This is a genomic window from Gordonia sesuvii (assembly GCF_036350415.1).
Lineage (GTDB): Bacteria > Actinomycetota > Actinomycetes > Mycobacteriales > Mycobacteriaceae > Gordonia > Gordonia sesuvii.
The window spans coordinates 56992-68227 of the sequence record NZ_JAZDUF010000010.1; the positions used below are offsets into that span (position 1 = coordinate 56992).

An 11236-nucleotide genomic window follows, 5' to 3' on the forward strand; every position below is an offset into this window, starting at 1 on the left:
GGGTAACCTCGCCGAGTCCTTGCCGATACCAAACTGTTACCGATTCTGAGATGGACAAGCTGTGCCTCAACACCGACTGAACGACACGTCGACGCTCCCCTTCACCCGCGTGCTCGACTCGAACTCTCGCACCCGAGCGGCCGGACGCCATCGCGCAACCGCGTCGCGCACCACCACCCGGTCGGCAGTGCGTACCGGCGCGCTCGCCGCCTTCGTCGGCGCGATCGGACTTACCGCAGGCACCGCCGCACAGGCGACCGCCCAGCCGGCGGCGCCCCAGTTGCCGATCCCGGCGAACGTCGCCCTCCCGGACAATGTGAAGCTGCCCTCGAACCTGAACTTGCCGCCGGAGATCGACGACTTCGTTCGCGACGCATTGCCACCGTCGGTGTTCGCCCCCGGCCACGGGCACGCAGTGAAGCCGGTCAGCGGCACCGTGACCTCGAGCTACGGCCCGCGCTGGGGCACCCACCACAACGGTGTCGACATCGCGAACAAGGTCGGCACCCCGATTTACGCCGTGACCGACGGAGTCGTCCTCGAGTCCGGACCGGCCTCCGGATTCGGACAATGGGTCCGAGTGCGGCAGGACGACGGCACCATCGGCGTCTTCGGACATGTCGACCAGAGCTTCGTCCGCGCCGGCCAGAAGGTGCACGCCGGCCAGAAGATCGCCACCGTCGGCAACCGCGGCCAGTCCACCGGCCCCCACCTGCACTACGAGGTCTGGGATGCGAACGGCAACAAGATCAACCCGCAGGTATGGCTGAACAAGCGGGGCGTCCACCCCTGACAACTCCCAGAGACGACAAACGCCGCCCGAGATTCTCGGGCGGCGTTTGTGTGGTGTCTGTACGTGTCAGAGGGCGGTCACCGAGGTGGCCTGCGGCCCCTTCGGTCCCTGCTCAACCTCGAACTCGACACGCTGCTGCTCCTCCAGGTTGCGGAATCCGCTGCTCTGGATGGCCGAGTAGTGGACGAAGACGTCCCCACCGGTGCTGTTGTCGGGAGCGATGAAGCCGAAGCCCTTTTCGCTGTTGAACCACTTGACGGTTCCTTGCGCCATGATGCTGGTACTTCTCTCTATATGCATTCGGACGCCAGACGGCGTCCGAACCTCCATGTTCTCACAGCAGGGGCCCTGCGCCCGAATCGGTCTCCGAGCGTCAGGCCCTAGTAGGCCTGCCCGGCCCGTACCTGGGCCAGGAGTTCCTCCCCCGCCAGATACCGCCGGATGTTCTCGGCCATCCACGGCGCCATCGTGCGCGTCAGCCCCGACGACGGGTTCGCGACGTGCGGGGTGATGATGACGTTCGGCAGCGACCAGAGCGGATCGTCGTCGGCAGGCGGCTCCGGGTCGGTGACGTCGAGCGCCGCGCCGGCGATCTGGCCTTCGCGCAATGCCTCGACGAGCGCTGTCTGATCCACCAGCGGGCCCCGGGCCACATTGACGATCCACGCATGCGAGGGCAACGCTTCGAGGGACTGCGCATTGATCAGATGACGGGTCTCGGCGGTGGCAGGTGCCGCCAGCACGACGTGATCGGTCTGGCCCCACACCTCGTCGGTGCGTTCCGACGGCAACGTCACCGCCGCCCCGTCCACCGGCCGACCGGATCGGTTGACCGCGATCACGCGGGCGCCGCATGCGGACAACCGCGGGATCAGTGATGTCGCGATCCCGCCGGCGCCGATGATCGCCACGGTCGATCCGTGCAGGGATCGCACCGCGGTGTCGATGGGCTGTTTGTCCCAGTGCCGCACGACAGCGGTGTTGATCTGCCGCAGACCCGCCAACAGCAGAGCCAGAGCGTGCTCGGCGACGTTCTCCGCGTAGAAACCCGACGCGTTGGTCCACACGCGACGCTCGTCTATGACTCCCGCCGCCACGTACTCTTCGATGCCGGCGGTCTTCAACGCCACCCATTCGACCTGATCACCGAGTTCCGGAAAGTCGTCGACGGTCCCGATCCACACCAGGACCCGGGCCTCGGCCAACCCGACGACACGACCCCCGGCGCCTTCGACCGCGGCGACCAGATGCTCGTCGCGGGTCGGTTCGACTGCCACCGGCAGCGGGGTCGTGCTCATCGGCTCCCCTCCGCGATCTGCCGGGCCGCCGTGGTGGCCAGTTCATCGGCGATCTCGTTGAAGTGATCGCCCGAGTGGCCCTTCACCCACTTCCAGGTGACCTCGTGACGTTTCTCCTCCTCGATGAGGCGGCGCCACAGATCGGCGTTCTTCACGGGCTTCTTGTCGGCGGTCTTCCAGCCGTTACGTTGCCATCCGGCAACCCATTTGGTGATGCCGTTCCGGACATAGCTCGAGTCCGTGTAGAGGATGACGGTCGACGGTTTCCGCAGGGCCGCCAATCCTTCGATGGCGCCGGTCAATTCCATCTTGTTGTTGGTGGTCGCCGGATCCGAACCGGAGATCCGCTTCTCGTGCTGGCGATAGCGCAGGACCGCGCCCCATCCGCCCGGCCCCGGATTGCCCAGGCACGCACCATCAGTCGAGATCTCGACGACATCGGTCGGGTCGGGAGGCCCGGCCTGCGTCACGTCGTCGGCGGCGTCGGCCCGCGAGCTGTCGAATACGGCGTCGGTCACCCACCGAAGGGTACTGCACGCCACGAGAGCACCAATTACGGGGAAATTGCCGGATTTGCGCACTGCCGAACGAGCGACGTGCCGCCTAGTCTTGAGTCATGCAGACCTGGGATCCGGACCGTTACCTGCAATTCGCCGACGCACGTGCGCGACCGTATCTCGACCTCATCGCCCAGGTTCCGACCGCTCCCGCCACGATCGTCGACCTCGGATGCGGTCCCGGATACCTCACGCGGCACCTGCGGGCGCTGTGGCCGGACGCCCAGATCCTGGGCATCGACTCGTCGCCGACCATGATCGATCAGGCGATCCGCGACAACACCGACCGAAACGCCAACTACGACATCGCCGACGCCGCCACCTGGTCACCCAATCAGCCCGTGGATCTCATCGTGTCCAACGCGATGTTCCAGTGGGTTCCCGACGCCATGTCGGCCATCGATCGGCTGCTCGGACACCTCAACGACGGTGGGGTGTTCGCCGTACAGGTTCCCGACAACGCCGATTCACCGATGCACCGGCACCTCGTCGAACTCGCCGAAGACCCCCGGTTCGCCGATCATCTGGGCGAGGTGCGCCGGATGCCGAAGTTCGCACCAGCCGACTTCCTGTCCTTCTTCACCGAGCGCGGCTACACCACCAACACGTGGTCGACCACGTATCTGCATGTACTGCACGGCGACAACCCGGTCTACGACTGGAGCGCCGGAACCGCCGCCCGCCCGTATCTCGCCGCGCTCGACGAGTCCGACCGCGACACATTCGTCGACGAGTACCAGCAACGACTGCGCGACGCCTATCCGCCGCAGACGATGGGGACGGTGCTGCCATTCCGCCGCACGTTCGCGGTGGCGACACCGTTCTGAGCGGCCAAACCGCTGGTACTCCCCAACCGCTGGTCGAGTAGGTGACGAGCGGCAGCGAGGAGCCGTATCGAGACCCCCCGCCCCGATAACGCCTACATCTCGGTTCACAGCAGGATCTACCGACCACCACGCCACTTCTGCAACACTGACACCACGGTCACCAGGTCCGCAGGGGGTTGTCCCATGTTCAGATGCCGTCGGATCGTCACCGGGGCGACCATCGTCGCGCTCACCATCGGAACTGCCGTCGTGTCCGCGGCGCCGGCCCGGGCATCGATCTGCAGTGCGGTCGGCTTCCACGGCGGCGACGTCGGGAGCACCGGCAGCAGCGGCTCCAGCCAGATCGGACTCGGCAGCGCCGACTTCGGCAGCTATCGGGCGGGCGGCAAGAAACCCCAACGACCCCTGGCAAAACTGCGCGGCGCCAGCACTGCCGTGGAATGGGTGACCGGTCCACGTAGCCCGAACCGCACCGACCAGCGGTTCTCCATCACCGCCACCGACGTCGGCGTCCCGTGGGACAACGGCTCCGGGCAGGTATTGATGGCGTTCGGCGACACCTGGGGCCAGTGCGCAGGCCAGATGGTGTGGCGGCACAACACGATGCTTCGCAGCGACGGCGCCGCGAACCTCGCGAAGGGCATCACGTTTCCCGACGCCATCCCGGGTTCGACACGCTCCGGCGCGTCGGTCACGCCGCAGCATCCGACGTTCTCCCAGCCGATGATCAACGCGGTCGGCGTGCGCAACATCGAGGTCGGCAAGATCCCGACCGGCGGAATCGCGATCGACGGCGTGCAGTACATGAGCTACATGTCCATCCGGCGGTGGCTGTCGCCCGGACGGTGGGCCACCGGATATTCGGCGATCGCGGTCTCGCGCGACAACGGGCAGACCTGGGTCACCGACAACGGCACCATCCGCGCCAACCTCGACCTCACGGTGCCGGGAGTGCGGCAGGTCGCGGCCGGACACGACCGATTCCAGATGGGCGCGTTCCTGCGAGCGGGCGATTTCGTCTACCAGTACGGCACGCCCAGCGGCCGGTTCGGGGCGGCGTTCGTCGCCCGGGTCCGGCCGTCCGACATTCTCCGCCTCGATCGCTACCAGTACTACCGCGGCGGCGGTTCGTGGTCACCGGTCCCGGCCGACGCGGTGCCGATCGTCGGTCAGCCCGTCAGCGAGATGTCGGTGGCCTACAACGACTTCCTGAAGCGGTTCGTGATGCTGACCGAACAGGGCGGCACCATCATGATGCGCACCGCCCCGGGACCGGCCGGGCCCTGGACGGGCCCGAAGGTCATCGTGCCGGCGGCGCAGGCCAAGGGCCTCTATGCGCCTTACATCCATCCTCGATCGACCGGGCAGAACCTGTACTTCGTCGCCTCACGGTGGGACGACTACAACGTCATGCTGATCCGCACCGACCTCGCGAAGGTCCGGTGACACCGCGGCACCGATGAGTTCGGGCGAGCTGGCGAGTCCACCGAGATGACACCACACGAGGAGGACTCCATGACGACCGTGACCGCAGACATCACCATCTCACTCGACGGCTTCGGCGCCGGCCCGGATCAGTCCGAGGACGCGCCCCTCGGTGTGGGATTCGAGCAGGCACACCGCTGGATGTTCGAGGCGGCCGACGACAACGCCGCAGAGGCCGCGGCGATCACCGGACACGATGCATACATCATGGGCCGCAACATGTTCGGACCGGTGCGCGGAACCTGGCCAGACGACTCCTGGCGGGGTTGGTGGGGTCCGGAGCCGCCGTATCACGCACCCGTCTTCGTCCTCACCCACCACGAGCGGCCATCGGTGGAGATGGCCGGAGGTACGACATTCCACTTCGTCACCGGCGGAATCGAGGAGGCCTACCACCGGGCCGTCGACGTCGCCGGCCCATCCGGCTCGGTCGCCGTGGCGGGCGGGCCCGCGACTCTACGTCAGTACCTGGCCGCCGGACTCGTCGATGAGCTGCGCCTGCATGTCGCGCCGTTCGTCCTCGGGCAGGGCGAGAGTGTGTTCGCAGGTCTGGAAGGAATCGGTTACACGCCGTCGTCGGCGCGCGCGTCGTCGTTGGTGACCCACCTGACCTATGACGTGGCCGGGGTGGGCACATCGGCGTAACGTCGGGCGTGTGGGTCGATCCGAAGGGACCGAAGAACTTCCACGCAGTGAGGAGTGACCATGAGTCGACCGGTACCACCCCCGGAGCCGCCACCGGACCCGGTTCCCGCGCCCGAGCCGATTCCCGAACCCCCACCGGAGCCTCCGATCCCGGTTCCCCCGCCCGATCCCGGGCCGACCCCCGAACCCGGGCCGCCCCAACCTGATCCGCCTCCTCGGCCCACCGTCATCTGACCGGCTCGACGCAGATGTCGCGACGAGTGGTGTTGATCCGAGCCGTGAACGTCGGCGGTGCGAAACTGCCGATGGCCGACTTGCGGGAGATGGCAGCCGAACTCGGGGCAACCGACATCACCACCTACATCGCATCTGGCAACCTGCTCTGCGAACCTGCAGGCGATCCGGGCGATTTCGACCGTGCACTGGAGAAGGCGATCACCGATCGATTCGGGTTCGAACGGGAGGTCATCAGCCGTTCGCGGGACGATCTCGTGAGCGCCCTCGAAGCGCACCCGTTCGATGTCGTGGATGCGAAGTATTCCTACATCTATTGCCTCACAGGCACACCCGCGGCGGACAAGGTCGCCGAATTCTCCGAACGCACCTTCGGCGACGACGTCTTCCGCGTGATCGGCGACGACCTACACATCAGGTACGCGGAGGGAGCTGGGGTCTCGAAGCTCACCGCGCCGGTCATCGCCAAAGGACTCGGCGTCCAGGGCACCGGCCGCAACCTGAAAACCGTCCAGAAGTTGATCGATCTCGCCGAGTAGTGCCCCCCATCGCTGGTCGAGAAGCGCGAGCCGCCCCCACCACCCGCAGACCGCCTGGCGCGAGCCGCCCCCACCAGCCGCTGGTCGAGTAGCGCGAGCTGCCCCACCCGCTGGTCGAGTAGCGCGAGCCGCTAGGCGAGCGCGTATCGAGACCCGGTGACCTCGAGACCCCCGCCGACCCTACGGCCCCGCCTTCGCCTCGGACTGCTTGCGCAGCATGCGTATTCGCAACGCATCGTAGATGGGCGGTGACCGCAGCACCGATGCGACCACGACAGCCATCGCCCCGGACACCAGCATCGGGATGGTCACCGTGGTGACCGCAGTCATCTCGATGACGAGGACGAGTCCGGTGAACGGGGCCCGCACGATCGACGCGAACAGGGTCGCCATGCCCACGAGAGCGAACGCGATGGTCAGGTCCTCGGTCAGACCGGGGACGACCACCTGCGTGATCCGCCCGGCGACGAGCCCGGTCAGCGCGCCCAACGCCAGGATCGGCGCGAAGATGCCGCCCGGTGTGCCGGCGGCGTACGAGATCGGCCCCGCGATGAATCGTACGGCGACATAGAGGATCACCACGGGCAGTGCGAAATGTTGGCCGGCCAACACCAGGCCGGCGAGGACTTCGCCACCACCGCCCATGGTGGGGTCGGCGAGGAGCAGGCAGCTGACCACGGCGCCGATCGCTCCCGCCTTCACGACCGCAGGCACACGGCCGATCATGTCGAACAGGTCGAGGCAGAGCAGGATGAGCCGGTTGTAGATCACCCCGAGCAGCCCGACGACCAGCCCGAAGACGACGAAGATCGGCAGTGTCGTCAGCGCAGGCGACGCCACCGGCCCGACGTCGCGGAAGTCCGGTTCGTCACCGAGGACGAGGTGACTTGTGCCGAGACCGATGGCGACGGCGACCATCGTGACGACGCCCTCGCGGAGCCGGAACTTCTTGGTGACCTCCTCGAAGATGAAGAACACCGCGCCGATCGGGGCATTGAAGGCCACTGCCAGGCCCGTCCCCGACAGGACGGTCTGCAGCAGCCTGACCTCTTCTGCCGCGAGCCGGGCCGCACGCCCCGCGGCGGCGCCGATCGCTGCGGCCATGTGCACTGTCGGCCCTTCGCGCCCGAGCACCATGCCCGCCACACCGTTCGACAAAAGACCGCCGACGAACCGTGCGGGGATGACCGACAAGGGTGGCGGGTCGGCCTCACCGCGGTCGACGGCCTCGACGTGCTGGATGCCGCTGCCGGCTGCCAATGGTTGCCATCGTGCGATGGCGGCCGCAGCGGCCGCGGCGACACCGGCAACCGACACCGGGATCAGCCACCCCCATGCGGGATGGGTGTGCGACCACTCGATGACCTCGGCGCGCCGGTCGTCGATCACCTCCAGGCACCATCGGAATCCGCCGCCGACGAAGCCGGCCACGGCGCCCGCCCCGGCGGCGAGAAGCAGAATGATCCAGAGCGTGCGCCCGGTGAGGACCACGTCGTCGGCGCCCGCGTCACCGTCGAACCGGTCGGGCACATGGTCGTCGGCCGCGCTCACGACGCGTCGGGGGCGGCCGTCATGCGCGCTCGAGCGCGGACGTCACCTTCTCGAGGTCCGCGAGCTGGGTCTCCGTCGGTGCTTCCCAGAGCTTCCTCGGCAATTCCTCCAGCACCGAGATCGCGGACTCCGCCGAGGACAGCCGGGCCGACTTCTCGTCGTCGTCGGTCATCCCGGATGCGTCGATCAGCTTGTCGTCGAGCCCGAACACCGCGTCGTCCAGGCGATCTCGGGCCGCGACGAGCTCGGGAGAGTGCGGGATGGCCGGATTGGCGTGCACGTCGGCGATGGCATAGCGAATCCGCTGGTGCAGCAATGCTTCCCGCGATGTCGATGTTGTCCATTCGGTTGGCGCGCGACCGGGTTTGCCGGGAACGAGGTCGGTGGACCGTGCGAACTTCTTGACCCGTTTGTCCGAATCCCACGCGAACCAGACCGCGCCGCACAGGATCGACAGCGCCACCGCGATGATGATCGCGATGACGATCGCCGCGATCATGTCCCCCACTCCGTCTCTGGTGTCATCCGCACTGCCATGACTCGACTCTATCCCTGTCGGGCGGTGGGCGGCCCCGATCAGTCCCCCGTCGGCTGAGTCGTTCCGGTCGGCCGCCCGGCCACCAGGTCCTCCAAGTTGAGGCCCCAGGCGCCGTACCGGGCGTCGAACGTTACGGCGCGCCGCCGAGCGCGTGTGGTCTTCGCGGGCGAGTAGCGTCTGCGTGCCCACCGCGACGTCGGACGGGCCAGCCGGACCGCCCCGATCCACGCCACCGGTGGGATGAATGCACCGATTGCCGCAGTCGAGTACTTTCCCTTGGCGACACACGCCAGCAGGCACGCGAGGTGCAGGATCAGGGGCACGGAGAACGCGATGGGGCCGATTCGGATGCTCTCGGCGTCCCCTTCGGTCAGCGGGTCGATGCCCAGGAGAGCCATGCCGAGGCCGGCCACCGTGAGGCCGACGACCTGCACGGACAGTTGTCCTTCGCGGGACCAGTAGACGTCCTGCAGGTGCAGTATCAACGCGAATTCGTCGAGTACCAGCGACGTTCCGATGCCGATGGCCACCGCACTGATCTCCGCGCCGGGAGACGCGCCCGCCGCGGCGACCGACGCGAATGCGCCTGCCACGGTGAGGATGATTCCGGGGACCGCGTGATGAATGTGCGTCCCGCCGCGGACGTTGTCGCGGAACGGTCCCTTCCCGGCGCGGATCAGCCGGGTGATGACGCGGGTGACGATGAATGTCACGACGAACGCGAGGAACAGCAGAAACAGCGGCAGACGGCTGCCGGTCACGTCCGAGACGTCGAGATGCACGGGCGGATGCGGTGCGAGCTCAGGACTTCGCGGGCACCAGTCCGGTGCGGCGCTGCTCGATGATCAGGCAGCGATCCTCCACATAGAGCAGCCCGGCCTCCTCGGCGATGGCGCGTGCTTCCGCAGACTCGATCCCGAGTTGCAGCCACAGTGCGGTGGCGCCGGCCGCCACCGCCTGCCGCGCCACCTCGGGCGTGTCGGCTGACGGGCGGAACACGTCGACGAGGCCCACCTGCTCGGGGATGTCCGCGAGGGTGCGGTACACCTTCTCGCCCACGATCTCGTCGGCGTGGGGATTCACCGGGATGATCCGCCAGCCACGTTGCTGCATGTAGTCCGGGACCTCGTTGGCGGCCTTGGACGGATTCGCGCTCGCCCCGACGACGGTGATGGTGTCGTAGGTGCTCAGGATCTGTTCGACGACCTCGTCGGTTGTGCTCATGAGTCGAGCTTAGGACCCCGCGATGTCGGTTGCGACGTGGTCGGGCAGTCTCGAAGGGTGACGTTGTGGGAATTGTTTGCCGTGCTGGTCGCCGGCGTCGGTGCGGGTGCGATCAACGCGGTGGTCGGCAGCGGCACACTCATCACGTTCCCCACGCTCGTCGCTTTCGGGGTGCCGCCGGTGACGGCCACGATGTCCAATGCGGTCGGACTGGTGGCGGGCGGTGTGTCCGGCACCTGGGGCTACCGCAGGGAGCTGGAGGGTCAGTGGCCGCAGTTGCGGTGGCAGATCCCTGCGTCGTTCACCGGCGCGATCGTCGGCTGCTGGCTTCTGCTGCACCTGCCCGAGACCGTCTTCGAGACGATCGTCCCGATCCTGCTCATCGCGGCGCTGGTTCTGGTGGTGGCGCAGCCCAGAATCCAGAAATGGGTCGGGCATCGATCGGTCGGTCCGGTGCATCACGCACCCGAGCTGACCGGACCGCGGATCGCGGCGATGGTGACGGCCACCTTCGCGGTCGGTGTGTACGGCGGCTATTTCACCGCGGCGCAGGGGATTCTGCTGCTGGCCGCGCTCGGCGTGATCGTTCCCGATCACCTCCAGCGGATGAACGCGGCGAAGAACCTGCTCTCCCTGGTGGTCAACGTCGTCGCGGCGGTCGTCTACACGACGGTCGCGTTCGACCGAATCGACTGGGCTGCAGCCGGTGTGATCGCCGTCGGATCTCTCCTCGGCGGGTTCATCGGGGCACGCTACGGTCGTCGACTCTCCCCGCCGGTGCTGCGAGCCGTCATCGTCGTCGTCGGCCTCGTCGGACTGTGGCGCCTCCTCGCCTGAGGAGTTCCCAGCCCCGTTCCCTGAGGTGAGGCGCGGCACCCAGCCACCGTTCCCTGAGGTGCGAGGAGCGCTAGCGACGAGCCACGAAGGGCCGCCACCCGCACCCCCACCCGCTGGTCGAGTAGTCCGAGCCGCTAGGCGAGGACGTATCGAGACCTCCGACACCCGCCAATCCCGCTGCACCACCGAACTTGTCACACCCCCGCGATACCGTGAACGCAATCAAGAAGCACAGACTCAACGCCATCCACAGGCCGCCGCCGACCCACCAACATTGTCAGACCCACCCGATACTCTGACATCAATCACATTCCCGCACAGCACCTCCCACTCACGAAAGGCCTAGCGTGTTCACCTACACCGACCCCGCAGCCGACGACAACCTGTTGTCGTCGGTGGGTGCTGAGGGTTTGGGGGCGTTCGCGCGTGATGCATTGCGGTTGAGTCGACAAGCCGAAGCCCGCGCCTTGCTGATGGCCTACCACATCGGCGAAAGCGCCTACAACGAGCGACTGTTCGGCGCCGACGGCCGCCACCGCATGATCTTCGGCCAAACCGCCCGCAACACCGCGGTCGGCGAAATCTCCCTGGCATTACGGATCAACAAAACCAAAGCCGGCGAATGGTACTCACTCGGCGCATCCCTGCAGGAGTACCCCAAGATTCGGATGGCCTATCTGGCCGGCGAGTTCAGCACCCACCGCATGT

13 protein-coding genes and 1 pseudogene are annotated in these 11236 nt (G+C 67.2%); 7 read left to right on the forward strand and 7 right to left on the reverse strand.

All coding sequences use genetic code 11. The annotated features are described in order from the left end of the window. The first annotated feature begins 61 nt into the window (after positions 1 to 61). Complete coding sequence (locus tag VZC37_RS23820) at positions 62 to 793, forward strand: M23 family metallopeptidase (protein ID WP_330436475.1); 732 nt, start codon at positions 62 to 64, stop codon at positions 791 to 793. 66 nt (positions 794 to 859) lie between these two features. Here the strand turns inward: VZC37_RS23820 and VZC37_RS23825 are convergent, their stop codons facing one another. From VZC37_RS23825 to rnhA, 3 genes are all read right to left on the reverse strand, one after another. Next, positions 860 to 1066 (reverse strand): cold-shock protein, encoded by a 207-nt coding sequence (locus tag VZC37_RS23825; RefSeq protein WP_330436476.1) that lies wholly within the window; start codon positions 1064 to 1066, stop codon positions 860 to 862. A gap of 107 nt (positions 1067 to 1173) precedes the next feature. Next, the gene (locus VZC37_RS23830; protein WP_330436477.1) at positions 1174 to 2091 is read right to left on the reverse strand and encodes a D-isomer specific 2-hydroxyacid dehydrogenase family protein; all 918 of its coding nucleotides are present in this window, start codon (positions 2089 to 2091) and stop codon (positions 1174 to 1176) included. Then, entirely contained in the window at positions 2088 to 2561 is a 474-nt protein-coding gene (gene rnhA / locus VZC37_RS23835) for a ribonuclease HI (RefSeq protein WP_330436491.1), read from the reverse strand. The genes VZC37_RS23830 and rnhA overlap by 4 nt, the downstream gene beginning before the upstream one ends. Before the next feature lie 146 nt (positions 2562 to 2707). Here rnhA and VZC37_RS23840 point away from each other — a divergent pair, with 146 nt between their 5' ends. The 4 genes from VZC37_RS23840 to VZC37_RS23855 all read left to right on the forward strand — a co-directional run bounded on the left by VZC37_RS23840 (position 2708) and on the right by VZC37_RS23855 (position 6378). Further along, entirely contained in the window at positions 2708 to 3475 is a 768-nt protein-coding gene (locus tag VZC37_RS23840; protein WP_330436478.1) for a methyltransferase domain-containing protein, read from the forward strand. A 183-nt stretch (positions 3476 to 3658) separates the two neighbouring features. Further along, entirely contained in the window at positions 3659 to 4921 is a 1263-nt protein-coding gene (locus tag VZC37_RS23845) for a glycoside hydrolase family 183 protein (protein WP_330436479.1), read from the forward strand. A gap of 69 nt (positions 4922 to 4990) precedes the next feature. Continuing rightward, on the forward strand, positions 4991 to 5605 hold the full coding sequence (locus VZC37_RS23850) for a dihydrofolate reductase family protein (RefSeq protein ID WP_330436480.1): 615 nt from the start codon (positions 4991 to 4993) through the stop codon (positions 5603 to 5605). Positions 5606 to 5853: 248 nt separating this feature from the next. Beyond that, entirely contained in the window at positions 5854 to 6378 is a 525-nt protein-coding gene (locus VZC37_RS23855; protein WP_330436481.1) for a DUF1697 domain-containing protein, read from the forward strand. A 180-nt stretch (positions 6379 to 6558) separates the two neighbouring features. Here the strand turns inward: VZC37_RS23855 and VZC37_RS23860 are convergent, their stop codons facing one another. The 4 genes from VZC37_RS23860 to VZC37_RS23875 all read right to left on the reverse strand — a co-directional run bounded on the left by VZC37_RS23860 (position 6559) and on the right by VZC37_RS23875 (position 9691). Beyond that, on the reverse strand, positions 6559 to 7929 hold the full coding sequence (locus VZC37_RS23860) for a ClC family H(+)/Cl(-) exchange transporter (protein WP_330436482.1): 1371 nt from the start codon (positions 7927 to 7929) through the stop codon (positions 6559 to 6561). Between the two features lie 19 nt (positions 7930 to 7948). Next, positions 7949 to 8428, reverse strand: a complete 480-nt coding sequence (locus VZC37_RS23865; protein WP_330436483.1) for a hypothetical protein — start codon at positions 8426 to 8428, stop codon at positions 7949 to 7951. Between the two features lie 77 nt (positions 8429 to 8505). Next, on the reverse strand, positions 8506 to 9249 hold the full coding sequence (locus tag VZC37_RS23870; RefSeq protein ID WP_330436484.1) for a hypothetical protein: 744 nt from the start codon (positions 9247 to 9249) through the stop codon (positions 8506 to 8508). A 19-nt stretch (positions 9250 to 9268) separates the two neighbouring features. After that, the gene (locus VZC37_RS23875; protein ID WP_330436485.1) at positions 9269 to 9691 is read right to left on the reverse strand and encodes a CoA-binding protein; all 423 of its coding nucleotides are present in this window, start codon (positions 9689 to 9691) and stop codon (positions 9269 to 9271) included. Positions 9692 to 9748: 57 nt separating this feature from the next. Between VZC37_RS23875 and VZC37_RS23880 the strand changes: the two genes are divergently transcribed. Together VZC37_RS23880 and VZC37_RS23885 are read left to right on the forward strand one after the other, a co-directional pair. Continuing rightward, a complete protein-coding gene (locus VZC37_RS23880) occupies positions 9749 to 10528 on the forward strand; it encodes a sulfite exporter TauE/SafE family protein (protein WP_330436486.1) in 780 nt (259 codons plus the stop codon). A gap of 347 nt (positions 10529 to 10875) precedes the next feature. Continuing rightward, positions 10876 to 11236, forward strand: a pseudogene (locus VZC37_RS23885) (HNH endonuclease signature motif containing protein); the annotation flags it as partial.